Source organism: Arthrobacter sp. 9MFCol3.1 (assembly GCF_000620385.1).
Taxonomy (GTDB): Bacteria; Actinomycetota; Actinomycetes; order Actinomycetales; family Micrococcaceae; genus Arthrobacter.
The window spans coordinates 280,718-307,484 of sequence record NZ_KK211131.1; the positions used below are offsets into that span (position 1 = coordinate 280,718).

The window sequence follows — 26,767 nt, forward strand, 5'->3', positions numbered from 1 at the left end:
CGGGGCCGTGTCTCCGGTCACGTGGGCCCTGTAACACTCGCGGCCGGGCACTTCGGTCATTGTTCCGGCCTGCCGGCGGACTGCCCGGCGCCGGCCTCGCCGCTGGCGTTGCGCCGGGCGCTGGCGTTACGCGTGGCACGGGCTTTCCGGACCCGCCACGTGATCACGGCGGCCACGACGACTACCGCGACCACCGCGGTGACGCCGCGTCCGGCAGTTGTGGCTGCCGCGTCGTAGGAGTTCCCGGCCAGGTAACCGAGCAGGACAAATCCTGCACCCCACACCAGGCCGCCGGCGGCGTTGAAGGCCAGAAACTTCAGGTAGGGCATCCGTGAGCTGCCGGCCAGTGCGGGCATGACGGCGCGGAAAAATGCCACAAACCGGCCCAGGAACACCGCCGACCCGCCTCGGAGGCGCAGGAATTCCTGGGCCTTTTCAAGTCTGGCCAGACGCCTGTTCATGACGTTCAGACTCAGAAGTCTCGGTCCCAGGTGTCTGCCGACCTCGTATCCGGCTGAGTCCCCGATGATTGCGGCCAGCACGACCACGACCATCACGGACCACAAGGGCAGGACCCCGCGGCTGGCCACGACCCCGCCCAGAACCGCGGCGGTCTCCCCGGGGACAACGAAGCCGACGAAGAGGGCGTCCTCGGCGAAGACCAGCAGGCCCACGATGATCAGGGCCAGCCGCGGGTCTACATTCAGGACACTGTCCACAAATCCACTCACCGGGTTTCCGCTCCCCTGCCGAACGGGACGGCCTCATCCGACGTGCAACGGTGATGTCCTCGGTGCTGCTCCACATCCTCCTCCTCGCGCGTTCGCCTTGCACCGACAGCGTCTGCTGGTTTGTGACCCAAGTCAACGGCTAGCTTGTCGGTACGGAACCCCCGTGGCTACGGACGCCTAAGAGTGGCTTTAGCCCGGGAGTTGGCCGAACACGTGGCGGCGGATCCAGGCGTGCATCGCGATCGCGGCGGCGGAGGCTGCGTTGATGGAGCGGGTGGAGCCGAACTGCTCGATCGACAGGGTGTCCAGCGCAGCTTCGTGGACTTCGGGGGTCAGGCCCGGGCCTTCCTGGCCAAAGACCAGGACGCAGTCCCTGGGCAGTTCGTAGGTCTCCAGCGGTACGGAGTCCGGGAAGATGTCGATCCCGATGATCGCCAGCCCCTCCCCCTGCGCCCAGGCCACGAAGTCCTCAACGGTGGGGTGGTGGCGGACGTGCTGGTAGCGGTCGGTGACCATGGCTCCGCGGCGGTTCCACCGGCGTCGTCCGATGATGTGGACTTCCTTGGCGAGGAACGCGTTGGCGGTCCGGACCACGGTGCCGATGTTCAGGTCGTGCTGCCAGTTCTCGATTGCGATGTGGAAGTTGTGCCGCTTGGAGTCCAGGTCGGCCACGATCGCCTCGTGCTTCCAGTAGCGGTATTTGTCCACCACGTTGCGCCGGTCGCCGTCCGCCAGCAGGTCCGGGTCCCAGTGCTCGCCCTGGGGAACTTCGCCTTCCCAGGGTCCGACGCCGACCTCCGCTTTCGGTTCCGGCCCTTCCTCTGCGGCGGGAAGGGCAGGGGCGGGGATCTCGGGTTCAGTCACGCCTCAACATTAGACTGGGTGACAGGAAGCGGCACACTTAGGCGGAGGACAGCATGGCAGATCAGCGCGAAGAGCAGGGTACCGATTCAGACGAAGGCCGTTCATACGCCTCGATGTACCGCAGCGGCCAGGAAATCGAATGCTGGCTCACGGACATGGACGGCGTTTTGGTCCACGAGAACCAGCCCATCCCGGGCGCATCGGAGCTGATCCAGCGCTGGGTGGACACCTCCAAGCGGTTCCTCGTGCTGACCAACAACTCGATTTTCACGCCCCGGGACCTCGCGGCCCGGCTGAGTTCCTCCGGCCTGGAAATCCCGGAGGAGAACATCTGGACCTCGGCCCTGGCCACGGCCCAGTTCCTCAAGGACCAGGTCCGCGGTTCGGAATCGGGGAACCGCGCCTACACGATCGGCGAAGCAGGACTCACGACGGCGCTCCACGAGGCCGGCTTCATCCTCACCGACCAGAACCCCGACTTCGTGGTGCTCGGCGAGACCCGCACCTATTCGTTTGAAGCCATCACCATGGCCATCCGCCTGATCCTCGCCGGCGCGCGTTTCATCGCCACCAACCCGGACGCCACCGGGCCCTCGAAGGACGGCCCCATGCCTGCCACCGGGGCCATTGCGGCCCTCATCACCAAGGCCACGGGCCGGGAACCGTACATTGTGGGCAAGCCCAACCCGATGATGTTCCGGTCGGCGATGAACCAGATCGACGCGCACTCGGAAACCACGGCCATGATCGGCGACCGCATGGACACGGACATCATTGCCGGCATGGAGGCGGGCCTGCACACGGTGCTGGTGCTCAGCGGCATCACCCACCGGGACGACATCGCCGCGTACCCGTTCCGGCCGAACCAGATCCTGAATTCCGTGGCGGACCTCAAGAACCAGATCTGAGCAACACCCCCGGAACGCAATACCTCAGAACGCGGTCTTCTTCCCGCCGCCGCCCGGCAGCGGGAAGAGGCCGTCCTGGAGTTTTTCGATGATGGGCCGGTAGATGAACGGGCTCCAGCCCGGGCTCGCGTGCTCCGGCCTCGCCCCGTCGGTGCGCAGGTCATCCGAGGCCATGTTGGCTTTGAAGGACAGTGACCAGGTGTCCCGGGCGGTCTCGTAATCCACCGTCTTGTCCCGGGGGTTGCCGATGAACGCCATCTTCGTTTCGCCCAGCTTCCCGATGAAACGGCTGGCCTCAAAGTGATAGATGTAGGCGGATTCGGACTGGATCAGCACGCTGGATGGCGCGATCGGGGACAGCTGCTCCAGCGTCTGGTCCACCACTTGGCCCCAACTGCGCTCATTCTTGTGCAGCATCCGCTCGCCGAGCTCGTAGCCGCCGCGCAGCACTGTGGGGAACCGGAACCCGCTTTCGTAGAGCAGCACCACGCCCTCGAACCAGCTCTGATCCAGCACGTCGTGGCGGCTCGACGGGCTGGAGTCGAGGAGGATGAACGCCACTTCGACGCCGTGCAGTTCGCGCAGCCGGGCCGCCACCTGGGTTGCCACCATGCCGCCGAAGCTATGGCCGTAGAAGTAGAGGGTGGTGAGATTGTGGGCCCGGACGTGCTCGATCACGGCGATGACCACCTCGTCGATGTCCAGGCCTTCGTTGGAATACCCGACGGCGGCGAGCTGGCCCCTCTTGTTCAGGGAGCCGCGCAGGGCGTTCAGGATCCACAGGGCTTCTTCCCAGCTCGTTTTGTAGCCGGGGAACAGGATCCAGCTGGCGTGGGGGTAATACAGTTCGGCAACGTCATCAGGTACTTCGAGGATCCGGCTGGCACGCCGTTCGGCCTGCACGCGCTGCGTGAACAGCATGTCCGCCGCCAGCAGCGACGCGGACCCGGCGCCGATCAGGAACGATCGCCGGGAAACCCGCTTAAGCTCGACGGCGCGGCGGAGCATGCGGGCCTCGGACGCACCGGGGCCTCGCGGATGGTTCGGATCCATCTCGGCCGGCACATCTCTACCGTATCCACGGTTCGGCGGGGATGAGAAACCGGACCATCCGGCGGGCCCGCAGGTCAGTCTGGAAGCGCGGTTGGCGCGCGGCTGGAGCGCGGTTGGAGGGCCGCTGGCGCGCGGTTGGCGCCGTTGCCGGCTACGCGGGTTCGGGCTCGCGGCCAACCTCGCGGCGGCTGATTTCCATGCCGATCTCGTCATAGGTCGCCAGGAGTTCCGAGCGGGCCATGTCAGCGGGATCATCGAGGAGGCCGAACACCGAGTCGCTCGCGGCGAAGAGTTCGTCGTCGGAGAACCGGGTCAGCTTCCGGGTGCCTGAGGGATCGATCGAAGCCATGAATTCCCCGGCCATGTCCAGTGTGGGCAATCCGGCGGAATCGTCGCGGTGCGCGGTCAGTTCCAGGGAGACGCCGCCGGGGGCCGGCATGCCGGCGACCTCCGAGCCGGGGGTCCCGCCGTCGATCGCGTTGAGGTCGTTGCGCAGGCCGGCCAGCGCCGAAGATTCCACGAATGCGGCCAGGCCGAGATCGACGCGGATGTGCGAGATGATCCCCATGCGGCGAACGCGCTGGATAATTTGCATCAGGGCGGGGCGGGAGGCTTGCGTGAGGCTCCCCCGGACACTAATCCGGACGACGTCGGCGACGACATCGAGTTTGACGTGGGCTTGCAGTGTTTGGTCCATAGGTACTCCAAATAAGGATGTCTATGGCCGACGGCTCAACCGCATTCAGCGTATCCGCGCTTGTGGTCGCACACAAGTCATAGGCCGCTGCCGGTTCAGCCAGCCTGTCGCCGGTTCGGCTCTTCGTAGTGCGTCCGGGTAGCCGTTCCGCCGACGGATTGCACCAGTGAGGCGGCGATGTCGCGGAGTTTGACGTTGCCGTTGCTGGAGGCGTCGGTGAGGATCCGGACCGCGGTTTCCTGGTCGCAGCGGTTCTGCGCCATGACGATCCCGATCGCCATGTCGATCACGGTCCGGGATTCGAGCGTGGCGCGCAGGTTCGTGGCACTGTCCGTGTGCAGTGAGAACCTCACTGCCAGCCGCAGCGCCTGGGAGATTTCACGGGTGTAGCCGCGGGCCCGGATCGCGACGTCGCCGTCGAATTTGTGCGGGACATCGGAGTACAGGTTCAGCGCCGCCTGGGCCTCGCCCTGGAGGTGGAACGGCACCGACAACACCGAGCGCAAGCCATGCGAGGCGACGGCGGAGGCGTAGTCAGGACCCCAGCGGTCCTCGTCGAAGAGGTCCGGGACGTAGACTTCCCGTTCTTCCTTGGCGGCGGTCAGGCAGGGGCCCTGGGACAGGGAGTACTGGATCTCGTCCACTTCGCGGGCCGAGTCGCTGCTCCACCCGATCGTGGCAGCCTTACGGTCCCGGAGCAGGGTGATTCCGCACAGCGCGTCGTCGCCGGTCCCGGCCACCTGGTGCGCGGAAAAACGCGCGAGTTCGTTCAGGAACTCTTCGAAGTCCGCGCTGTCCAGGATCAGGTTCTGGATCTGGTCGACCGTGCCCACCGAGATGTCGGCGCCCTGCCCTTCAGGGCCGCGATTCACACCGCTGTTCAGGGACTTTTCGGACGGGAGCATGGCGCGTGTTCTCCAGATAAAAGGATGGACGGGTATGGGACAAATGATAAGTCACGGCCCATACCCAGTCCACCTTTGGCGTCGGGCGCCGAAACCCTAGCTAAGGCCCAGTTCGCCCTTGCCGAAGGCGAAGAGATACGGAACACCGGCTTCGGCCTCGATCTTTTCCTTGGCCCCGGTGTCGCGGTCCACGATCACGGCGACGGCCACCACGTTGCCGCCGGCCTTGCGGACGCCCTCGACGGCGGTCAGCGCGGACCCGCCGGTGGTTGACGTGTCCTCCAGGACCAGGACCTTGCGGCCCTCGACCGAGGGGCCTTCCACCTGGCGGCCCATGCCGTAGGACTTCTGCGCCTTGCGGACCACGAAAGCGTCCACCGGGCGGCCGGCGTCGACGGCGGCATGCATGACGGCGGTGCCCACCGGGTCCGCCCCCATGGTGAGTCCCCCGGCGCACTCGAAATCGATCCCGGCGTCCTCCATCAGGGAGAGCATGACCTGTCCGACGAGTTTGGACGCCTCGTGGTGCAGGGTGATGCGGCGCAGGTCGATGTAGTAGTCGGCCTCGGCGCCGCTGGAGAGGATGACCTTGCCGCGGACTACGGCCAGTTCCTTGATCAGTTCCAGGAGTCGGGCACGGGCAGTGGCAGCGTCGGCTGCGAAGTCACGGGTGGCAGTCATGGCACCCAGTTTAGTGGGTGGTCCGCCGCGGATTCCCAGCCGGAGCCGTGTATGTCGGCGGACGGCCAGATGTCAGCGGTGGCCTCGATGTCCTACGCCCTAGACCTACCGGCCCGCACTAACGGCGTATTCGAGCTCGATCAGCCCGGCGTCGTACGTCTTCGCGCTCAGCAGCCTCAACAAGGTCGGGTCTTGGCCGGCCGGAAAAACGCCGCGCCCCGCGCCGGTCGCAACCGGCAGGACAACGAGGCGCACGGCGTCCACTTCGCCGGCCGCGAAGAACGCCTCGCTCAGGGTCAGGCTTCCCCAGACCACAATCGTGCCCCTGACCTCGCTTTTGATCCGGCGGATCGCCGCGACCGCATCGCCCGATTCAATGGTCGCCGCGGGGAAGCCGCCCCACGGCGCGCTCCGGAGATGTCGGGAAAACACGTAGCAACGCAGCGCGTTAATCGCCGGCGCAATGATCTCCCCCTCGGACGCGGGAGTCGGCCAGAATTCAGCAAACATCCGGTAGGTGGTTGCCCCGAGGACCATCGCGTCGACGGTCTCGAGCCACGCGAGCTGGCTCTGGTCGAGCTCGGCGGTGCCGCCTTCTATCAGTTCGTAGGCCGTGAACTCATTGTTGGTGTTGGCCGCGAACCCGTCGGCCGTGACGAATTCCTGGACTACCAGTTGCCCCACGTTCGGTTCCTCTGCTAGCTGTGTTGCGGGGCACGCCGCGCGAAGGCGGGTGCGTGCTCGGGGCGCGGACCAAAGGCGATGAAGCGGGGAATGATCTTGCGGAACGCCGGAACGTGCCGGGCGAAGAAGAGTGCCGCCGCCGGAAATTTTGTCCGCTTCCCGGTCAGGATCGGGCCGAAGATCGCGTGTTGCATGAGCCGTTGGACGCTCTGCACAATGACGGTGGGCAGCCGGCGCCGTCGTTCGACTTTCTCCAGGTCTGCCGTGGTCACCCGGCCCCGGAGCAGTGCGGGGGCAAGGTACTCGGCGGCGGCTGCCGCGTCCTGGATGGCGAGGTTGATTCCGACGCCTCCGGCCGGGGACATCGCGTGCGCGGCGTCCCCGATGAACAGCAGCCCGTTGATGTGCCACGAGTGCAGCCGGTTCAGGCGCACGTCCAGCCAGTGGAGGTCATCGAGGGACGCGATGGCGTCAACCCGGTCCGCAAGGTCCGGGCGGAGGGCCGCGACCCGCCGTCGGAAGCCCTCGACGCCTTCCGCCCTGATCCGGGCGTCGGCGCCCTTGGCGGCGAGGTAGCCCATTTGGTAGTAGTCGTTGCGGAACAGGGCCAGCAGCGCCTCGCCGGGGCCGAACGCCGGCACGAGCCCGGCCACCTCACCCGTTTCGGAGGGATAACGGGGCAGCCTGAACCACCAGGTGTCGAAGGGCACCGGGAACTCCTTTGGCGCCAGCCCGGCCGCGGTGCGCAGCACGGAATGGCGGCCGTCCGTGGCAACCACCAGGTCCGCCAGGAGTTCGTCCTGCGTGCCGTCGGCGGTCCGGAAGCGGACTCCGCGGACACGGCCTCCGTTGCGGACCAGGCCCGTGGCGGTGTGGCTCATGAGCAGCGTAAACCCCGGCTCCTGGGCCGCGGCGTCGGCGAGGAAGCTCAGGAAATCCCATTGCGGCATCATGGCGATGTAGTTGTACGGCGGCGGCAGGGCGTCAAAGTCGCCCATGGTCACGGCCGCCCCGCCCGGGACCGGGAAAACGACATTCTTCAGGCGGCTCTGCGGCAGCCGGCGGAACTCCTGGCCGAGTCCGAGTTCGTCAATGAGCCGGATGGTGGACGGGTGCACGGTGTCGCCGCGGAAGTCGCGCAGAAAATCGGCGTGCTTCTCCAACACCGTCACCCGCACCCCGGCCCGTGCCAGGAGCAAGCCCAGCATCATCCCCGCAGGTCCACCGCCCACCACCGCGCATCCGGTCTTCTCCATGGCCCCACGCTACGCCTGCGCGGGGTGCCGCGGGAGAGGGTTTTCGCGGCCAGTTTCGGGCGTCCGCGGCGCAAAATACCCTGCGCTACGAGAATCCTCTTAGCGCAGGGTATTTGGCGCCGCGTCAGGTCAAAAACGCAGCGTGGTTTAGAGCCGGGTGTCGAAGGAGTCGCAGAAGACGTTCTCGTTGAACGTGCCCTGGAACTCCGACTTGCCCTGGATCTTCTCGATCGCGGCCCGGATGGCTGCCGGCGTGCCCGCGTGGGCGTGGATGGCGGTCCTGACCATCGGCACGTCAATGAGGTGGTTCGGCTGGTTGAGCGAGACGAATACCGTGGGGACCTCGGTGGTGTACCAGGGGATCTCGGCGGCCATCGGCGTTGACCACTTGATCCGGATCGCGGCCTCCTGCGCGAAGCCCTTCACATTGGCGAACACAAACGCGGCGTCATACTTGTCCGCGTAGTCCCCGGTGGCTTCCTCGGAGATGACGGACATGAAATTCACGCCTTCCTCCCCTGCCGCCTTGCGCTGCGCCGCCGTCTTGAAGAGGTGCACCTCAAAACCGGCCCGTTCCAGTTCCCCGGCCACCACATCGAGGTAGGCCAGAGGATCCGCCATGGTGAAGTCCGCGCCGCCGGAAATGCCGTACAGCCGGATCCGCTTGTGCGTCTGCGGGGTGATGGGCAGGTTCTGCGCAGTGTCCTTCACCAGCGTGACGGTCTTGTCCGCAACTTCGGCGGCGATGGCCAAATGCGCCTCGCTGCCGATCCGTGCCAGCGCCTCCACCGGCGGAACCAGCGCCTCCCGGGACTTCAGGTGCAGTCCGAGCGAGGCCTTGAGGGCCAGGATCCGGCGCAGGGCGTCATGCAGCCGCGCCTCGGTGATAATCCCGGACTTGTAGCCGTCCAGCATGTACCCGAAGTCCTCGGCCGGGTTCCGGAAGAACAGGAACATGTCGCACCCGGCCGCAATGGTGGCCGGGACCAGCTCGCTGCGCTTCATGGCCTGGGTGAGGCCGATCATCTGGGACGCGTCGGTGAGGACCAGCCCGTTGAAGCCGAGCTCGCCGCGCAGCAGGTCCTGGAGGAGTTCCGGCGCCAGGGTCGCGGGCAGGATGTCCTGCGCCGCGAGGCCCGGGCGGAAATGCCGTGACAGGTCCGGCGCACCTATGTGCCCGACCATGATGGACTGCACGCCGTGCCCGATCATCTCCCGGTATACGTGCCCGTAGGTCTGGTTCCACTGCTCGTAGCCGAACGTGTTGTAGGACGTGACCACGTGCTGGTCGCGTTCGTCCAGGCCGTCACCGGGGAAGTGCTTCATGGCGCACACGGTGGGCGATTCGCTGATGCCGTCGAAGTATTCCTTGGCCCGTTCCACCACGATTTCCGGGGTGTTGCCGAAGGCCCGGGTGGAGATGACGGTGTTGCGCCAGTTGTAGTGGATGTCCACGATGGGCGCGAAGGCCCAGTTGCAGCCCAGCGCGGCTGTCTCCACCCCGGCAACGCGCCCCATCTGGCGGGCGATGCCCTTGTCCGGATGCGAGCCAGCCTGCAGGTGGGTCGAGACGAACGTCCCGTCGTCGCAACTGCCGGCGCCGCCCATTTCGGGGTTCGACGCGATCAGCAGCGGCACCCGTGCCTTGGACTGCGCGTAGCGGATGTGTTCCTGTACCTCGGCCGACGGCCCCGGCCGGTACCGCATGCCGCCCACGTGGTACTGCTCCAGGACACCGTCGAGGTATTCCGGGGAGTAGTCGTTGTTGTGGTTGATGAACAGCTGGCCGATCTTTTCCTCATCCGACATGGAGCCGATGGTGGACTCCACCCACGCAATCGCGGCATCGTCGAGGTTGAACGGCGCGGTCTTCAGGTCCACCAGGAACCGGGGAGCCCCACCCTGCAGCCCGTCGAGGGCCGCAACGGTGTCGTCAACGATCTGGTTCACTGGCGTGGCGATATCCACTACAACACTCGCTTCGTCGGTTTGGAGTTCTTCCAGGGTTTCCAGCTGCGAATCCAGCAGCGAGAGCGGCATGAAGTGCCCGGGACGCGCGGCCATGCGGCTGCTGAGCAGTTCCCGGGTCCCGTGCAGGTGCACGAACACCACGGAGGAGTCCCCGCTGCGGATGATGTCACGGTAGGAACGCTTGAGCGCGCTGCACGCGATGACCAGGCCGGAGTCCGACGCCGCGAAGCGCCTGCCGATCTCGGCCAGCCAGGGTGCCCGGTCGTCGTCGTCCAACGGGGTACCCGAGGCCATCTTGTCGATGTTCGACTGCGGGTGCAGCGAGTCACCGTCGAGGAATTCCGCGCCGAGACGGTCGGCGATGGCCGCGCCCACGGTGCTTTTGCCGCAGCTGGTCACGCCCATCACCACGAGGTGGCGGCGGCCGGGACCGGCGGGCTTCAGCTCACCGGTCGTGGCCGGGGTACTTTTCATGGCCGGGTTACCAGTCATGAACGGTGCCGTCGACGAGGCGGTTGTAGGGCAGGTAGGCCTGCTGGTAGGGGAACGCGGCGGCGGCTTCCTCGTTGAATTCGACGCCGATGCCGGGCTTGTCGCCCGGGTGCAGGTAACCGTCCACGAACGTCATGGATTGTTCGAAGACCTCGTTGGTCTTGTCCGAGTGCTGCATGTATTCCTGGATGCCATAGTTGTGGATCGCCAGGCCCACGTGCAGCTGCGCGGCGAACCCGACCGGGGAGATGTCGGTGGGGCCGTGGAAGCCGGACTTGATCTGGTACTGCGCGGCGTAGTCCATGACCTTCTTCAGCGGGCTGATCCCGCCGAAGTGCGTGGACGCGGCCCGGACGTAGTCGATCAGCTGTTCATTGATCAGGGCCTGGTAGTCGTACACGGTGTTGAAGATCTCCCCGATCGCCAGCGGGGTGGTGGTGTGCGCCCGGACCAGGCGCAGGGCCTCCTGGTTCTCGGCCGGGGTGCAGTCCTCGAGCCAGAACAGGTCGTAGGGTTCCAGCGCCTTGCCCAGCTTCGCGGCCTGGATCGGGGTCATCCGGTGGTGCCCGTCGTGCAGCAACGGGATTTCCGGGCCGAACTCGTTCCGGACCGCCTCGAACACGGTCGGCAGGTGGCGGAGGTAGGCGCGGGTGTCCCAGTCCTCTTCCTGCGGGAACGCGCCGCGCCCGGCCGGTTCGTAGTCGTAGCGCTCCCCGGAGGCCTGGGCCTGGGCCGCGACGCCGTAAACGGCCTTGATCCCGGGGACCGCGGTCTGGATCCGGATCGACTTGTACCCCAGCTCCAGGTGTTCGCGGACCGAGTCGAAGAGCGAGGGCAGGTCCGCGCCGGAAGCGTGCCCGTAGGCGCGCAGCCCGTTCCGGGACGCCCCGCCCAGGAGCTGGTAGACCGGCATCCCGGCCAGCTTGCCCTTGATGTCCCACAACGCCATGTCCACCGCGGCGATCGCGGCCATCGTGACCGGGCCGCGGCGCCAGTACGAGGACCGGTACAGGAACTGCCAGGTGTCCTCGATCCGGTGCGGGTCTTTGCCGATCAGCAGCTGCGCGACGTGCTCCTTCAAATACGCGGCCACGGCCAGCTCGCGCCCGTTCAGGGTCGCGTCCCCGATCCCGGTCACACCGTCCTCGGTGGTGATCCGCAAGGTCACGAAGTTCCGGGAGGGGCTGGTGACGAACACTTCAGCGGCAATGATTTTCACAACAGGTCCTTATCTGCTCTAACGGGGATGTCTTAATTGCCCGGCGCCAACGGCGCGGCGCCGGGCGAAACGGCGGGGGCGGCGCCGTCGGAACCGGAGGGCCGGTCGCCGGCCGACGGTCCTTCGCCGCCGGTGCGGCGGGCCTGGATCTCGGTGAGGATCCGGGCGTGCATGGTATCGGTGAGCGTGTACTTGGCCATGACGATCACGGCCAGGATGGTCATGACCGCCGGCAGGGCGCCGGCGGCGAGCTGGATGCCGAAGACGGCGTCGGGGGTCTGGACGGCGCCGGACTTGTAGCCGCCCAGGGCCAGGGCGTAGGCCGCGAGCGCGCCGCCGACTGCCTGGCCGGTCTTGCGGGTGAAGGAGAACAGCGCGTACGTGATGCCCTCGGTGCGGACGCCGGTCTTCCATTCGCCGTATTCGACCGTGTCGGCTTCGAGGGCCCACACCACGATGTTGACCGCGAGGACGCCCACGAGGCTGACCACCAGGCCGGTGAAACCGATCCAGACCTGGCTGGCCGGGGTGAAGAAGACGACGGCGCCGCCAATCACCGTGAGCAGCGACGAGAGGATGTAGACCCGCTTCTTGCCGAGCTTGCGGACCAGCCTGGGCATGAAGGCGGCCAGCACGAAGGTGAGGACGAGCTGGATGATGGACAGCACCGGGTACAGGTCCAGCCGTCCGAGGACATCGCGGAGGTAGTAGAGCTGGACCGAGGTGAGGGCCAGGTAGCCGGTCAGGAAGAAGAAGGAGCTCAGGCACAGCATCAGCAGCGGCCGGTTGCCCTTGAGGGTGTCCATGCTCTGCTTGAACGTGACGTTGGGGACGGCGCGGTAGACCCGCTCCTTGGCGGTCAGGACAGTGAAGAAGTACAGGGCCGCACCGATGACGACGAACGACAGGGTGATGGTGGTGAAGGTTGCCTGCAGGTCGGCGCCGGGCTTGATCAGCGGGGCCACGAAGATGCCCAGGGCGGAGCCGACCAGCAGCGCGCCGATCATCCGGGCGGAGCCGAGCTTGGCGCGTTCCGCCGGGTCCTGGGTCATGGCGCCGGCGAGGGAGCCGTAGGGGATGTTGACCAGGCTGTAGGCCAGGCCCAGGGCGGCGTACGTGACGTAGGCGTAGAGCAGGGTGCCGGACTCGCCGAGCTCAGGGATGGAGAAGGTGGCCACGCTCAGCAGCAGCAGCGGGATGGAGCCGAACATGATGAACGGACGGAACTTGCCGAACCGCTTGCTGTAGGTCCGGTCCACCACGCGGCCGGCGAAGACGTCCGCGAAGGCATCGAAGATCCGCACCACCAGCAGCAGGGTGCCGGCGGCCGCGGCGGAGATCCCGGCCACATCCGTGTAGTACACGAGCAGGAACATGGTGGCGGTGGTGAAGGCCAGATTGTTTGCGGCGTCGCCGGCGCCATAGCCGATGATGCTGAGCTTGTTCAGCTTTTTCATGATTGGGCTCCTTTACCCGTTGCCGGACCTGGGTCCGGCGAAAAATGTGCGTTAAGGCCTACGCCTTGGAGGTGCTGTTCTTGGTGCCGGCCAGTGCCGTCCACCGTTGGCGCAGGGCATAGGCGGCGGGTTTGGGCCGCCTGTCCCGGGTGAAGACGCCCTTCTTGTTGCCGTCCACGCGCATGATGCCGTTGGAGGTCTGGAAGTCCGCGAAGTTCCAGACCTGTTCACCGGCCATGGCGTCCACCCGGTCGAAGACCCGGTGGTACATGGCCAGGAACGCTGCCTGGTATTCCTCGCTCCAGGGCTGTTCATAGATGGAGTGGAAGCCGGGCATGGTGTCCGGGCCGTATTCGGTCATGATCATGGGCTTGCCGTACTTGGCTTCCCATTCGCGCAGCTCCTTCTCGAGGTGCTGTTCGGCGGTTTCGAGGTCGCCGTTGTCGACGTACCAGCCGTAGTAGCGGTTGAGCATGATCACGTCGAACAGGTCCCCGAGCAGTTCCTTGTCCGGGGTGTCGAACAGGACGTTGACGTAGCCGACGGGCCGGGTGGGGTCCAGGCTGCGGGTCAGCTCCACGAGGGGTGCGAAGTACTCGCGGGCGCCTTCCTCGGAACCGTTCGGTTCGTTGGCGATCGACCAGATCACGACCGAGGGGTGGTTCTTGTCGCGGGCGACGAGTTCGGTAATCGCCTGCCGGTGGTTGGCGGCGGTGTTGGCGTCCACACCGCCCTCGACGTAGGTCTTCTTGGCGATGCCGCCGAAGACGGCGCCGAAGCCCAGGTGCAGCCCGACGGCGGCGGTTTCGTCGATCACCACAATGCCGTGCCGGTCCGCGAACTCCATGACTTCCTCGGCGTAGGGATAGTGCGAGGTCCGGAACGAGTTGGCGCCTACCCAGTCCAGGAGCTGGAAGTCGTTGACCATCTGGGCGTTGCTGTGGCCCTTGCCGATGGCCACGTGGTCCTCGTGCATGCCGAAGCCGGTGAAGTAGAACGGTTCGCCGTTGATGAGGAATTCCTTGCCGCTGACTTCCACGGTGCGGACGCCGACCGGCAGGGTGTAGCTGTCCAGCAGCCGGCCGCCGTCGCGGATCTGCACGGTGAGGCTGTACAGGTAGGCGGCGCCGGGCTTCCAGAGCACGACGTCGGCGACCGCCAGCGCGCCGCGGGCACCGTCGGCGCGGGCGACCTCGACGCCGTCGGCGTCGCGGAGGGAAACGGTGACCGTTTCGCTGCCGGTCCCGCCGGCGGTGGCAATCGTATAGCCGACGCTGCCGGTGGTTCCCTCGAAGCCGGTGACGACGGTGATGTCATCGACCGTGACCGCGGGGGTGCTGAACAGCCAGAGGCTGCGGTGCAGGCCGGCGTAGTTGTAGAAATCGTGGAGGTAGCTCTGCTGGCGGCGGCCGTCCCCGGTGACGGTGATGGTTCCGGGCGGGATGGTGGCCTGCGTGAGCTCGTTGTTGACCGAGACCGTCAGGCGGAAGATCTGCCCCGGTGTCACGAGGTCTGTGATGTCCGCGCTGAAAGGCATGTACCCGCCGGTGTGCTGGGCCACCAGGGTGTCATCCACCCACACCATGCCCTCGTGCGTGGCCGAGTCGAGGCGGATGTGGATCCGCTCCCCCGCCCAGCCGCGCGGGACCCGGACGTCGCGCTGGTACCAGACGTAGCCCACGTGGTCCCGGACGGCCCTGTCGGGGAAGACATCGTTGTAGCTGGCCGGGACGCCCATTTCCAGCCCGGTTTCCAGGGGCGCCTTGAACCATTCGTCCCGGTGGCCGGAGCGGTCAAAGTCGACCTTGAAGCGGTACAGGCCGTCGAGATTGACGATCTCGCGGGTTTCGCTGGCCTGGGGCTTGAGCATTGGGAGGTCCTATCGCGTCTTTGCGGGCAGTGCCGGGGAGTATTTTTTGGGGTCCGGCCGCGGGGCCGGTTTGTGCTCTTGCTGTAATCCTAATCACTTGGCAATCAAATGGCAAGCGGTTGCCATAATTTTGTGAAAGTTCATCGGAACACTGCTGCCCGGCTCCCCGTGGTCGGGGGGCCGGGCAGCAGTCCTTGCACGCAGGGCGTTACGGGGAGACAGCCTGCTCCCCGAACGTTCCGCGCAAGCCTTCAATGAGGTCCACGGCGGAACTGTCTCCGGCCAGGGCAGGATCCACCAGGGCCAGCAAGGCACGGGTCCGCTCGGCGCCCGCGAGCCGGTTGGCTGCGGCCACCTCGCCGGCCAGCGGATCCTGGAACGCGGCGGAGGCGGCGCTGTAGTCCATCCAGGCGGCAATCATGAGCGCGGCCGCCGCGCCGGGCCTGCCCGCGGCACGCTCGGCCCGCAGCACCGGAATGGCGCGCATCCGCAGCTTCGTGCTGCCGTCCATCGCGATCTGTGCGAGGTGGTGGGCAATCCGGGCGTTGCCGAATCGCTCCAGCAGGGCGGCGCGGTAGGCCGGGATCTGCAGGTCCGCGGCATGTCCCTCCGGCCCGGACAGGTTTGCCTCCGCCTCGTCCCAGAACTCCACAACGGCCCGCAGGCACAGCGGGTCCGCCAGGGCCTGGGCCACGGTGGTGTGGCCGCGCAGCTGCCCGGCGTAGGCCAGCAGGGAGTGTGCGCCGTTCAGGAGCCAGAGTTTGCGGTTCTCGTACGGCTCGATCTCGGCGACGAACACGGCACCGGCGTCTTCCCAGCGCGGCCGCCCGGCGGGGAATTCCCCGCTGAGCACCCAGTTGGAGAAGGGTTCGGCCACCACGGGCGAATTGTCGCGGTAGCCGCACGCGGCCTGGACGGCGGCGATGTCCGCGGCCGTGGTGCGGGGAGTGATGCGGTCCACCGAGGTGCTGACGAAGCTGACGTTGGCGTCGATCCATCCGGCCAGTCCCGCGTCCCAGGCCCCGGCCATGCCTGCCACGGCGTTGTGCGCGACGGTGCCGTTGTTGGAAAGGTTGTCGCAGCAGACGACGGCGAGCGGTCCCGACCCGGCAGCCCGGCGGGCTGCGAGGGCCAGCACCAGCCGGCCCAGCGGCGTCGCCGGGCTTCCGCTGCCGGACGCCAGCAGCGCAAGGTCGGCGGCGACGTCGGGCGCGGTGCGGTCAAGCCGCCCGTCGGCGCGGAGCCGGTAGGCAGCCTCGGTGATGGTCAGGGTGATCACCGCTGTGGCCGGCGCGGCGACCAGCTCCGCGAGCCGCTGCACATCCGCCCCGTCCACGGCTTCGACGATGCTGCTGACAACGGTGAAGGAGTCGCCGCCGTCGGCCCGGTTCACGATCGTGTAGAGCCCGTCCTGTTCGGCCAGCGCCAGGGCGGCGTCGGGGCGGCGCCCGGTGAAGGCCGCGATGCCCCAGTCCGCGGCGTCGGACGCCTGGTGGGTGTACCACCCCTGGTGCGAGCGGTGGAAGGCGCCCAGGCCCAGGTGGACGATCCGCACGGGTGCCTTGGCGCCGGGGCGCAGGCGGCGGCTCAGTCGGGGAAGTTCCACGCCGGCCGGGGCCCCGGTGTGCTGTTCGACGCTCACAGTTTGAACACCCGTCGGGGCGAGCCGTCCACGATGTCGACGATCAGTTCATGGGCGCGGTCCTCGCTGACGCGGTGTTCCGCGACCAGCCGCGCCAGGAAGGAGGCCTCGATCCGGCGGGAGGCGTCGTGGCGCGCGGGGATGGAGCAGAAGGCGCGGGTGTCATCGATGAAGCCGGACGAGCGGGAGAATCCTGCGGTTTCGGTCACGGCCGAGCGGAAGCGCAGCATGGCGTCGGGTGCGTCCAGGAACCACCACGGGGCGCCGAGGTAGACGGAGGGGTAGAAGCCTGCCAGCGGCGCGAGTTCGCGGGAGAACACGGTCTCATCGAGGGTGAAGAGCACCAGGTGGAAGTCCTTGGCGGTGCCGAAGTCCTGCAGCAGCGGACGGATCGCCTCGGTGTAGTTGACGGCGAACGGGATGTCGTGGCCGGTGTCGGCGCCGAAGGCGTTGAACGTGGGTTCGTGGTGGTTGCGGTAGGACCCCGGGTGGATGGTCATGACCAGGCCGTCCTCCACGGACATCCGGGCCATCTGGTACATCATGTGGGCTTCGAAGTCGTCGCGGTCGGCCGCCGTGGCCTGGCCCGAGCGGGCGCGGTCGAACAGCCTGGCCGCGTCGCCGGCGTCGAGCTTGAGCGTTGCCGGGGTCCGGACGCCGTGGTCGGCCGAGACTGCGCCATGGTCCACGAAGTAGCGGCGCCGGTTTTCCAGGGCGGTGATGTAGCCGGCATAGCCGGTGGCGCCGTCGCCCGCTGCCGCGACGAGCCGGTCCACGTTCGCGGACCACGTGGGGTGCGCGATGTTGAGGTAGGCGTCGGGGCGGAAGGTGGGCAGGACGCGGCCGTGGAACGTGGGGTCCTCGGCGATCGCCGCGTGGCTGGCGAGGCTGTCCAGGGGGTCGTCCGTGGTGGCCAGCACCTCGATGTTGAAGTCCTTGAAGAGCTGGCGGGGACGGAAGCCGGGCTCCAGCAGCTTGGCGGAGATCGCATCGTAGCTGGCATCGGCGGTCTCGGCGCTGATCTCCTGCCGGAGGCCGAAGACGCTGCTGAACTGGGTGCGAAGCCAGTAGCCAGAGGCCGTGCCTTCGAACAGCGGCCAGGCCTTGCAGAACTCGCGCCAGACCGTGCGGGAGTCCGGCTCCGCCGCTGCCGAGCCCCGCAGCCGGTCCAGCGGGACGCCGCTGGCGTGGATCAGCCGGGTGACGTAGTGGTCCGGGCTGACCAGCAGCGCTGCAGGGTCCGGGAAGGGGCTGTTGTGCTCGATGACCGCGGCGTCAACGTGCCCGTGCGGGGAAATGATGGGGAGGTCCTGGACGCGCTGCAGGAGGTCGCGCGCAATGCTGCGCGTTCCGGGATCCGCGGGCAGGAGCCGGTCTGGGTTGGCGGCAATCGACTGTGACATAGATCAATGGTCCGGCTTGCCTCCGGCATTTGTCAACCGGTTGCCAAAAATTGCCACCTGGTTGCGGGTGGCCCCCAGGCGCGGCTAGCCCGCGGGCAGCAGCCGCCCGCTCGAGCCGCGCAGCACCAGCTCCGTCTCGACGCGCAGGGTGGCGGAAGGTTCCCCCGCGCTGCGCGGGAGATCACTGTGCAGGACATCTCTGTGCAGCAGATCCAGGAGCAGCGTGGCGGCGCCCGAGCCGCACTCCCCCAGCGGCGAGCGCACGGTGGTGAGCGGAGGCGTGGTGAAATCCGCCCCGAAGATGTCGTCGAAGCCCACGATGCTGATCTGGTCCGGGACCACCATGCCGGCGGCCTGGAGTTCCTGCATGAGCCCGATGGCCAGGAGGTCGTTGTAGGTCAGCACGGCCGTGGCCCCGCTGGCCCGGACGTCGCGCGCCACCTGGCGGCCGCCGTCGACGGTGGGTTTGGCGGATTCCAGCCGCACGGCCTCGAGCCGGGACCATTCGCAGGCCGCCTGCACGCCTTCCCAGCGGCGCGCGGACATCCAGGACTGCGGCGGCCCGGCAACAAAGGCAACCTTGTGGTGCCCGTTGGCGGCCAGGCTGCGGACGGCCTCGCTGATGCCCTTGTTGACGTCGGGAACAACGCACGGCACGCCGTCGACCTCGCGGTTGATGACCACCACCGGCTTGTCCCGGGCGATGGCACGGATGTCGTCGTCGTCCATGCGGGGGCTGGCCAGGATGAGTCCGTCCACGGTGGCCATCATCCGGCGTGCTGCCGTCAGTTCAGTGACGCCGGACTCGGCCGACTCGGCCAGCACCAGGGTGTAGTCCCGCAGGGTGGCCGTCGTTTCCGCCCCGCGGATGATGTCGAAAAACGTCGGGTTGGTGATGTCCGCGACGATCAGCCCGAAGGTGTTGGTGCGGCCCGTGGGCAGCGCGCGGGCGAACGGGTTGACCTGGTAGTTCAGCTCGGCGGCGGCGTCCTCGATGAGTTTCTGCGTCTTGGCGCTGACCCGGCCGGGCTTGCTGAGCGCCCGCGAGACGGTGGAGGGATTGACGCCGGCAACCTTGGCAATGTCGTAAATGGTGGCGTGGGACTTTCCGGACCGGGAATGCTTCTTGGCCGGCTCTGTTGTTGCGGCAGCGTCCGGCGTCTTGGGTTCAGTCACCGCCCCATCCTAACGAGGAAACAACCCAACCAGCTCGCGGCAGGGGCCGTTTTGAGCGTTCAAAACGGCCCCTGCCGCGACTGGGTCGGGTGGGCTAGGAGCGCTCGGGGAACTTGCCCTCCTCCGCGATGCGCTTGTTCAGCTCGGCGAGGAACTCGTCCTCGTCGAAGTCCAGCGCCACCTCCGTGCCGGTCCAGCTGGAGAAGTGGATGGCGTTGGCCAGGCGGACACCCATGATGCCGTCCGATCCCGGGGCCAGCAGCGGCGTCCCGTCCAGGATGTTGGCGGCGAAGTTCGCCAGGACGCCGGAGTGCTGCGCGCCCCAGGCGGACTCGAACTCGATGACTTCGGTGGTGTAGTACTCCCCGGGGTCCAGCTCGCCCATGAAGAGCTTGCGGACATCGTCCATGCCCATGCCGTCGCTGAGTTCACGCTCGGGCTTCTTCAGCCGGGTCACGGTGGCGGTCTTGCTGTTCTCCACCACGATCTTGCCCTTCTCGCCCAGGATCTCGAAGCGGTCGGTACCCACGAGGTCGTGCGTCGCGGTGACGAAGACGCCGGTGGCGCCGTTGCCGTAGTCCACGACGGCCGTGACTTCGTCCTCCACGGCGATGTCGCGGCGGAAGCCGTAGGCAACCTTGGCGTACACGGACTTCGGCACGCCGCAGATCCACTGCCACAGGTCCAGCTGGTGCGGGGCCTGGTTGACCAGGACGCCGCCGCCCTCGCCGCCCCAGGTGGCGCGCCATTCGCTGGAGTTGTAATAGCCCTGCGGGCGCCACCAGTTGGTGATGATCCAGTTGGTGCGGCGGATGCCGCCGATCTCGCCGCCGTCGACGATCTCTTTCAGCTTCTGGTACAGCGGGTTGTTGCGCTGGTTGAACATGATGGCGAAGGACAGCTCGGGCTTGCTAGCGGCAAATTCGTTGAGCTCCCTGACCTGCTTGGTGTACACGCCGGCCGGCTTCTCCACGAGGGCGTGGAGGTTGCGCTTGAGGGTCTCGATCCCCATTTCCGGGTGCAGGAAGTGCGGCACGCACGTCACGACCGCGTCGACGTCGCCGCTTTCCAGCATGGCGATGTAGTCGTCGTAGAAGGGTGCGTCGGGGTACCTGGCGGCCGCCAGTTCCTTTTTCGCGGGGTCGGTGTCGCAAATGGCACCGATCACCATGTTCGGGACCAGGCCGTCGGTGATGAACTGGGCGTAGGCGCCGCCCTGCTGGCCCAGGCCGATGATGCCGAGGCGTACTTTCTTGCTCATGAGTGAATTCTCCATAGTCAGGGGGTTAGAAAAGGTCGGCGTGGCCGAGCGCCACCAGGTTGTCGTAGGAGGTCTGCAGCGCGTCCCACACGGTGCGCCCGTAGAGTTCGTCCTGCTCCACCAGCAGGTACTCGGCACCGGCGGCCTGGGCGGCCGGAATGATGGAGGCGAAGTCCAGGTTGCCTTCGCCCACTTCGGCGAACTGGACCACGTCCTTGAACTCGGCCATGAAGCCCTTGATGTCCCCGGTTTCCAGGAGCCCGAAGGCGCGTTCGGGGAGCTGGCCGATCCGGTAGTCCTTCAGGTGGACCATGGCCGTGCGGCCGGCGTACTTCTGCAGCGTCCGGACGGGGTCCAGGCCGCCGCGCTGCACCCAGTGCACGTCGATTTCCAGGCCCATGGCCGGGGAGTTCGCGGCGATGATGTCCAGCATGTAGGTGCCGTCGAACTTCGCGAACTCGATGTGGTGGTTGTGGTAGTACAGGCTCAGGCCGTGTTCCTGCAGGCGCTCCGCGTACTCGTTGGCCTGCTTGGCGAAATCAACGACTGCCGCGATCGATTTCATGGCCGGGAACGGCAGCATGCCGATCCGCAGGAGGTTGGAGTCCAGGCGCTTGGCCTCCTCCACGATCTTGTCGAAGTGTTCCGCCAGCGAATCTCCGGGACGGCCCTTGGGGGTCTCCACCGCGACGGAGAGTGCCGCGATGTCCATGCCAAGTTCATTCCGGGAGCGGTCCAGCTCGGCGACGTTCTCCGGGGTCATCGGGATCTGGGAGATCTCGACGGCGTTGTATCCGATCGCGCTCACCTTGCGGAGCGTCTCGAACGCCCCCACTTCGGCGAAGCTCTCTCTCAGCATCATCGCTTGTACGCCAATCTTGGCCACTGTATTCCTCCGTGGTGTTCCGGACCCTTAGGGCCCTCGTTGCCGGTTAGGTGCTGCCGCCAGGGCGCCGGCCGTTGTAGCCGGCCGTTCTATCTGACGGCGCGGGTTTCCTCAGGCGAGGGCACCCGCTTGTTCGTGCTGCATCCGCTGCGTTTCGAGCAGGCGGTGCCGGTCTGCGCGGCGTTGTTCCTGCCGGTCCGGGTCCGGGACCGGGGAGGCGAGCAGCAGCCGCTGGGTGTAGGGGTGGTCGGGGTCGGTGGTGACGACGCCGGACGGGCCTTGTTCGACAATCTCCCCGTGGTACATCACGGCGACGCGATGGCTGATGTGCCGGACGACGTCGAGGTCGTGGGAGACGAAGAGGTAGGACACTCCGGTGTCCTTCTGGATCTGCAGGAAAAGGTCCAGCACCCGGGCCTGGGTGGAGAGGTCCAGGGCACTGACCGGCTCGTCACAGACGATCAGCTTGGGCGAGAGGGCCAGGGCGCGGGCGATCGCCACGCGCTGGCGCTGTCCGCCGCTGAATTCGCGCGGCAGCCGGTGGATGGCGTCGGCGGGCAGGCCCACCTGGTCCAGCAGTTCCTTGACACGCTTCTTGGCCGCCGCTGGCTCCATGCCCTGCACGCCCAGTGGCTCGGCGAGGATGTCGCCGATCTCCAGGGCGGGGTTCAGCGAGGTGTAGGGATCCTGGAACACCACCTGCAGGTCCCGGCTCAGGACCCGCCGGTCTTTGCGGGTGGCGTGGCTGATGTCCTTGCCGTCGAAGCTGATCTTCCCGCCGGTCACCGGGGCGAGCCCCAGGATGGCGCGGCCCAGGGTGGTCTTGCCGGAACCGGATTCCCCCACCAGGCCGAGGGTTTCGCCGCGGCCGATGCTGATGTTGATGTCCGTCAGGGCGCGGAAGGGTTTGGCCCGGAACTTCTTGCTGGGGTACTCGACCACCAGCTGGTCCACTGTGAGCAGCGGAGCGCTTTCGGTGGGGTTCATGCGACTGGCTCCTTCTGGCCGGTGGAAACGAGCATGGACATGGGTTCCTTGCCTTCAAGCATCGATGCAAGGAGGGTTTGCGTGTAGGGTTCCTGCGGATTGCGCAGGATGTCGCGGACGGATCCTTCCTCTACGAGCCGGCCGTTCTGCATGACAGCCACACGGTCGCAGAGGTCCGCCACCACCCCGAAGTTGTGGGTCACCAGGATGACGCCGATGTTCAGGCGCTGCTGGAGTTCGCGCAGCAGGTCCAGCACGTCCGCCTGCACCGTGACATCCAGGGCCGTGGTGGGCTCATCGGCGATCACCAGGTCCGGTTCGCAGCTGATGGCGCCGGCGATCAGGACGCGTTGGGCCATGCCGCCGGAGACTTCGTGCGGGTAGGCGTTGAAGGTCCGTTCCGGGCTGACGATTCCGACGTCGGTGAGCAGCTTCAGCGCCCGCTTCCTGGCCTCGGCCTTGGAGATGCCGAGGACGCGCACCATGGGAGTGACCAGCTGGTAGCCGATGGTGAAGGCCGGGTCCAGGTTGCTCATGGGCTCCTGCGGGATGTAGGAAATCCGTCTGCCGCGGAGTTTGGACAGGCGCTCCTGGCTGACGTGTTCCTCGCCGGGGGCCACGGTGTAGCTGCCGTCGAACTGGATGGAGCCGGCCACGATGCGGGCATTGTCCGGCAGCAGCCCCAGGATGGAGAAGGCGGTCTGGGACTTGCCCGAACCGGATTCGCCCACGATACCCAGGATCTCGCCGCGGTCCACGTGGAAGGAGACGTCGTCGACGACCTTCTTGATGGAGCCGTCCGCCTGCGGATAGCCGACGCCGAGATTGGTCACCTTGACCAGGTGGTGTTCGGTTCCGGGGTCGACGGCGGCCACGGACTTCCGCGACGGGCGGACGGCCGGCGCCGCCGCTCGGCCTGTAACCGGGACCGTGACCGGCGCCTTGGTGCGGCGGGGCTTGATCTTTTCGCCGTCCTCGAGGGCATCGCGGATGGCGTTGCCCAGCAGGACCAGGCCGCCGATGGTCAGCGCCATGGCCAGTGCCGGCCAGAACAGCAGCGTCGGGTTCAGGTAGACGTTCTTGAAGCCCTCCGAGAGCATGACGCCCCAGGTGGACTTGGTGGGGTCGCCCAGACCGAGGAATTCCAGGCCGGACTGGATGGCGATGGCCACGCCGGCGATCGCCGCGGTCTGGATGATGATGGGGGCGCGGACCACGGAGAAGATGTGCCGGGCGATGATGCTCAGGTCGGACAGCCCGGAGACCCGTGCGGCGTCGACATAGAGCTCGTTGCGCACCGACTGGACGGCCGTGCGGGTCAGCCGGAAGTAGGACGGGCTGATCAGGATGCCGAAGGCGACCATGGACATCCAGACCGAGGGGCCGAAGGCCGCCCGGATGGTCAGCAGCACGATCAGGCCCGGGAGGCTCATGAGGATGCCGACCACCCAGTTGGAGGCTGCCTCGAATTTACCGGCGTAGTACCCGGCGATCAGGCCGGCCGGCAGGCCGATGGCAATGGCCACGCCCGCGCAGAGCAGGGCGGAAAGCAGCGTCAGCTGCGCGCCGTACAGCAGCCGGCTGAAGACGTCGCGCCCGGCGCTGTCCGTTCCGAGGATGTTCACGGAGTCCGGGGCGGCGAGGGTCTTGGCGATGTTGGCGTAGTTCTGGTCGAAGGGCGCCAGGACCGGGGCCAGCACCGCCAGGAGCGAGACCGCCAGCAGGATGGTCATGGCAACGATGCCCAGCGGGTTCTTGAACAGGCGCCGGATGACGGTGGACCGGACCACCGTGCCGCTTTGCCCGGCGGGAATCGCCGTGGCGGGGGCGGCGGCTACTTCGGAAGAATTGTTCATGACACACGTACTTTCGGGTTGAGCCAGCCATTGAGAATGTCCACCAGCAGGTTCACCACAATGACCACGACCACCGTGTACATCACGACGCCCATCACCACGGGAAGATCCGACTGCCCGGTAGCGGCGACCGCCAGCGGACCCATGCCGGGAAGGGCGAAGATCTGCTCGATGATCACCACGCCGCCCAGCATGCCGATCAGCTGCAGGCTCAGCACGGTCAGGCCGGCCGGCGCGGCACTGCGCAGGACATGCTTGAACAGGATCTCGCGCTCGCCGATCCCGCGGCTGCGCAGGGTGCGGACGTAGTCCCGCTCGAGTTGTTTGATGACGGCGCTGCGGATCTGCTGCGCGCCCCCGGTGACGCCGTTGATCAGCAGGGCGATCACCGGAAGGGACATGGAATAGACCCACGCGTCGGCCCCGGAATCCGGGGAAATGGTGCTCGTGGCCGGGAAGAGGCCCAGCTGGATGGCCAGGATGGTGACCAGGATGACGCCGATCACGAACCCGGGAACGGAGTCGCCGACGATGGCGCCAACCTGGACCACCCTGTCCACCCAGCCGCGCTTGACCGCGGCGATGACACCAATGAGTGCCGCACAAATTGCGATCAGGATCATTGCGGCGAAAACCATGGTCATGGTCACCGGAATCCGGGTGGCCAGGGAGTTAGCCACCGGTTCCGAGGAGAACCAGGAAGCACCCAGGTTTCCGCTGAGGGCATCGGCCACCCAGGCAAAGTAGCGGGTCAGCAGGGGCTGGTCCAGCCCCAGCTCGTGTTCCTTCATCGCCACCTGCTCAGCGGTGGCCTGATCGCCCAGGATGTTCCGGGCGATGCTCCCGCTGGACATATACAGCAGGAAGAAGGTGAGCGCCGAGACAACAAGCAGCACCACCAGCCCGCTGCCCAGTCGTTTCGCAATGAACCTGATCATGGTGTCCTACTTGGCGGGTGAGTAGTTGTAGATGGACGGAACGGCCTGCTGGATCTGGGGCGTGACGTTGACCTTGGCGTTGTGGTAGTACATCTGGTTGACGCGGAACAGCGGCGCGAACCAGGCCTGCTCCACCACGTACTTGTTCACTTCCTGGGCCAGCTTGCCCGCGTCGGCTCCGCCGGCGCGCACGGCCTCAATCTTGGCGTCCAGCTCCGGCGTCGCATTCTTGAACGGGTTGTAGAGCGCCTTGGTGGAGATAATCTGGTTGACCGCGACCGTCGGTTCACCCTGGAAGAGGGAGAAGTACATGGTGGTGTACTTCTGGGCGGCGACATCGGATGTGAAGGTGTTGGTCAGCGCGGCGCCCACCTTGAGGGTGATGCCGACGTCGGCCAGCTGCTGCTGGACAACGGAAATCTGGGTTTCGAACCCGGGGACGCTGGGGATTTCCAGGGTTACGCCTGTTTCATAGCCGGCTTCCTTGAGGAGCTGTTTGGCCTTGGCAGGATCGTAGCTGTAGTAGTTCTCCAGCTCTTCGGTCCAGGCCCCGCTGGCCTTACCGAACGGCTGGGACGTCGGCGTGCCCTGCCCCAGCATGACCTGGTCCAGGATGGTCTTGCGGTCAAAGGCGTAGTTGATGGCCTGGCGGACCTTGACGTTTTGCAGGGCCGGGTTCTTGGCACCGTCGCGGTCCAGGAGGAGCAGGCCCTGCCAGTCAACCTCGTTGGCGGCCAGCTTCATCTTGGCGCCCTCGGCCTGCTTGCCGTTCTTGGGGTCCAGGATCGTCGCATCCACCTGGCCGGAGACGAGGGCGTTGGTGCGGGCGGTGAGATCGGTCAGGATCTTGAAGGTGAGCTTCTGGAACTTCTGCAGGTCCTTGTTCCAGTAGTCCTTGCGCGCCGTGAACACCGTCTGGGAATCCTTGACGGACGCGGCCTTGTCCATCACGTACGGGCCGGAGCCGACCGGTTCGGTCTTGATGCCTTCGGTCCCCAGCGCCTTCGGGCTGCCCATCAGGCCGGCCGCCTGGCTGAGGAAGTATTCCAGGGCCGGGTCCGGGGTGCTGAGGTTGATGTCGATGGTGTCGGCGTCCACAACGGCCACGTCTTTGACCGCACTGAGCTGGGCCATCTGCGGCCCATTGGCTTTCTTGAAGTGGTCCATATTGGCCTTGGCCGCCGCGGCGTCGAACGCGGCGCCGTCACTGAACGTGACATCAGAGCGCAGGTCCACCGTCAGCTTGGTGTTGGCTGCGTTGTACTTCCAAGCCGTGGCCAGCATCGGGCTGAGCTTGCCGTCGGGCTCGCGCAGGATCAGGGTGTCGTAGACGGCCTGGTACGGCTGGAGGACGTGGCCCACGTGCGCCTGGGCCGGGTCCCAGGACCGGACGTCCTGGATGGTGCCCAGCGTCAGGGACGTGGCCGTGGAGCCTGCGGCGCCGCCGCCGGCTGCGGTGCCGCCACAGGCGGTGAGCGCGAGGGACGCGCTGAGGATGAGGGCAGCAGCTGCTGCCTTGGGACCGAACTTCATTGTTGGCTCCTTTTGGATCGCTTCTCGAGGTCCGTTACCCGGACGATGGTGGCGGCAATGTGGCCTGAGCCACACTGCCGCCTGTGGGTTCAGCGTACGTTGGGTTGCCACTTCTGGCAATCGGTTGTCATTTCTTTTTGAATTATTGCGGCTGGGGCATGGCCGGGCAGCACGACGGCGCAAGACGGCGCGCCTGAGGCGCGCACGCAGTGCGTAGGCACGACGTTCGCAGGCACGACGTTCGCAGCGGAAAAGCGGTAGGGAGCCCGCGCGCGGCCGCAGGGGCAGTGCGCGCGG

22 protein-coding genes are annotated in these 26,767 nt (G+C 66.8%); 1 reads left to right on the top strand and 21 read right to left on the bottom strand.

All coding sequences use genetic code 11. From position 1 onward, the window contains the following. Window positions 1–56 precede the first annotated feature (56 nt). Both C560_RS0118690 and C560_RS0118695 read right to left on the bottom strand, forming a co-directional pair. Window positions 57–731, bottom strand: coding sequence for a DedA family protein (locus C560_RS0118690; RefSeq protein WP_026539343.1), 675 nt, complete (start codon window positions 729–731; stop codon window positions 57–59). Between the two features lie 189 nt (window positions 732–920). Further along, entirely contained in the window at window positions 921–1,595 is a 675-nt protein-coding gene (locus C560_RS0118695) for a TrmH family RNA methyltransferase (protein WP_026539344.1), read from the bottom strand. A gap of 53 nt (window positions 1,596–1,648) precedes the next feature. Here C560_RS0118695 and C560_RS0118700 point away from each other — a divergent pair, with 53 nt between their 5' ends. Beyond that, window positions 1,649–2,503, top strand: a complete 855-nt coding sequence (locus C560_RS0118700; protein WP_018776140.1) for an HAD-IIA family hydrolase — start codon at window positions 1,649–1,651, stop codon at window positions 2,501–2,503. A 24-nt stretch (window positions 2,504–2,527) separates the two neighbouring features. Here C560_RS0118700 and C560_RS0118705 read toward each other — a convergent pair whose 3' ends face one another. The 19 genes from C560_RS0118705 to C560_RS0118795 form a co-directional block, all read right to left on the bottom strand. Next, the gene (locus C560_RS0118705) at window positions 2,528–3,556 is read right to left on the bottom strand and encodes a thioesterase domain-containing protein (RefSeq protein WP_026539345.1); all 1,029 of its coding nucleotides are present in this window, start codon (window positions 3,554–3,556) and stop codon (window positions 2,528–2,530) included. Window positions 3,557–3,707: 151 nt separating this feature from the next. Next, window positions 3,708–4,253 carry a hypothetical protein gene (locus C560_RS0118710; protein ID WP_026539346.1) on the bottom strand — a complete coding sequence of 182 codons (546 nt, stop codon included), beginning with the start codon at window positions 4,251–4,253 and terminating at the stop codon, window positions 3,708–3,710. Window positions 4,254–4,348: 95 nt separating this feature from the next. Beyond that, on the bottom strand, window positions 4,349–5,158 hold the full coding sequence (locus C560_RS0118715; protein WP_231494394.1) for a GAF and ANTAR domain-containing protein: 810 nt from the start codon (window positions 5,156–5,158) through the stop codon (window positions 4,349–4,351). Window positions 5,159–5,254: 96 nt separating this feature from the next. After that, complete coding sequence (gene pyrE, locus C560_RS0118720; RefSeq protein ID WP_026539348.1) at window positions 5,255–5,839, bottom strand: orotate phosphoribosyltransferase; 585 nt, start codon at window positions 5,837–5,839, stop codon at window positions 5,255–5,257. A 105-nt stretch (window positions 5,840–5,944) separates the two neighbouring features. After that, on the bottom strand, window positions 5,945–6,523 hold the full coding sequence (locus tag C560_RS0118725) for a dihydrofolate reductase family protein (protein WP_026539349.1): 579 nt from the start codon (window positions 6,521–6,523) through the stop codon (window positions 5,945–5,947). A gap of 14 nt (window positions 6,524–6,537) precedes the next feature. Next, the gene (locus tag C560_RS0118730) at window positions 6,538–7,779 is read right to left on the bottom strand and encodes an FAD-dependent oxidoreductase (protein WP_026539350.1); all 1,242 of its coding nucleotides are present in this window, start codon (window positions 7,777–7,779) and stop codon (window positions 6,538–6,540) included. 147 nt (window positions 7,780–7,926) lie between these two features. Next, entirely contained in the window at window positions 7,927–10,155 is a 2,229-nt protein-coding gene (locus C560_RS22420; protein WP_197026199.1) for a gluconokinase, GntK/IdnK-type, read from the bottom strand. Between the two features lie 76 nt (window positions 10,156–10,231). Continuing rightward, window positions 10,232–11,461, bottom strand: coding sequence for a D-mannonate dehydratase ManD (manD, locus tag C560_RS0118740; RefSeq protein WP_026539352.1), 1,230 nt, complete (start codon window positions 11,459–11,461; stop codon window positions 10,232–10,234). Window positions 11,462–11,493: 32 nt separating this feature from the next. After that, complete coding sequence (gene uidB, locus C560_RS0118745) at window positions 11,494–12,918, bottom strand: glucuronide transporter (RefSeq protein WP_026539353.1); 1,425 nt, start codon at window positions 12,916–12,918, stop codon at window positions 11,494–11,496. Window positions 12,919–12,976: 58 nt separating this feature from the next. Continuing rightward, window positions 12,977–14,788 (bottom strand): beta-glucuronidase, encoded by a 1,812-nt coding sequence (uidA, locus tag C560_RS0118750; RefSeq protein WP_026539354.1) that lies wholly within the window; start codon window positions 14,786–14,788, stop codon window positions 12,977–12,979. A gap of 208 nt (window positions 14,789–14,996) precedes the next feature. Then, on the bottom strand, window positions 14,997–16,430 hold the full coding sequence (locus C560_RS0118755; protein ID WP_081801764.1) for a mannitol dehydrogenase family protein: 1,434 nt from the start codon (window positions 16,428–16,430) through the stop codon (window positions 14,997–14,999). Next, on the bottom strand, window positions 16,427–17,833 hold the full coding sequence (uxaC, locus tag C560_RS0118760) for a glucuronate isomerase (RefSeq protein ID WP_026539356.1): 1,407 nt from the start codon (window positions 17,831–17,833) through the stop codon (window positions 16,427–16,429). The genes C560_RS0118755 and uxaC overlap by 4 nt, the downstream gene beginning before the upstream one ends. 84 nt (window positions 17,834–17,917) lie before the next feature. Continuing rightward, a complete protein-coding gene (locus C560_RS0118765; protein WP_026539357.1) occupies window positions 17,918–19,009 on the bottom strand; it encodes a LacI family DNA-binding transcriptional regulator in 1,092 nt (363 codons plus the stop codon). Window positions 19,010–19,103: 94 nt separating this feature from the next. Beyond that, on the bottom strand, window positions 19,104–20,270 hold the full coding sequence (locus tag C560_RS0118770; protein ID WP_026539358.1) for a Gfo/Idh/MocA family protein: 1,167 nt from the start codon (window positions 20,268–20,270) through the stop codon (window positions 19,104–19,106). Window positions 20,271–20,295: 25 nt separating this feature from the next. Then, window positions 20,296–21,156 carry a sugar phosphate isomerase/epimerase family protein gene (locus tag C560_RS0118775; RefSeq protein ID WP_231494395.1) on the bottom strand — a complete coding sequence of 287 codons (861 nt, stop codon included), beginning with the start codon at window positions 21,154–21,156 and terminating at the stop codon, window positions 20,296–20,298. 111 nt (window positions 21,157–21,267) lie between these two features. Continuing rightward, window positions 21,268–22,143 (bottom strand): ATP-binding cassette domain-containing protein, encoded by an 876-nt coding sequence (locus C560_RS0118780; protein WP_026539360.1) that lies wholly within the window; start codon window positions 22,141–22,143, stop codon window positions 21,268–21,270. Beyond that, complete coding sequence (locus C560_RS0118785) at window positions 22,140–23,999, bottom strand: dipeptide/oligopeptide/nickel ABC transporter permease/ATP-binding protein (RefSeq protein WP_026539361.1); 1,860 nt, start codon at window positions 23,997–23,999, stop codon at window positions 22,140–22,142. The genes C560_RS0118780 and C560_RS0118785 overlap by 4 nt, the downstream gene beginning before the upstream one ends. After that, window positions 23,996–24,937: an ABC transporter permease gene (locus tag C560_RS0118790; protein ID WP_026539362.1), complete on the bottom strand. Its 942-nt coding sequence runs from the start codon at window positions 24,935–24,937 to the stop codon at window positions 23,996–23,998. The genes C560_RS0118785 and C560_RS0118790 overlap by 4 nt, the downstream gene beginning before the upstream one ends. Before the next feature lie 6 nt (window positions 24,938–24,943). Further along, a complete protein-coding gene (locus tag C560_RS0118795; RefSeq protein ID WP_026539363.1) occupies window positions 24,944–26,470 on the bottom strand; it encodes an ABC transporter substrate-binding protein in 1,527 nt (508 codons plus the stop codon). Window positions 26,471–26,767: the final 297 nt, after the last annotated feature.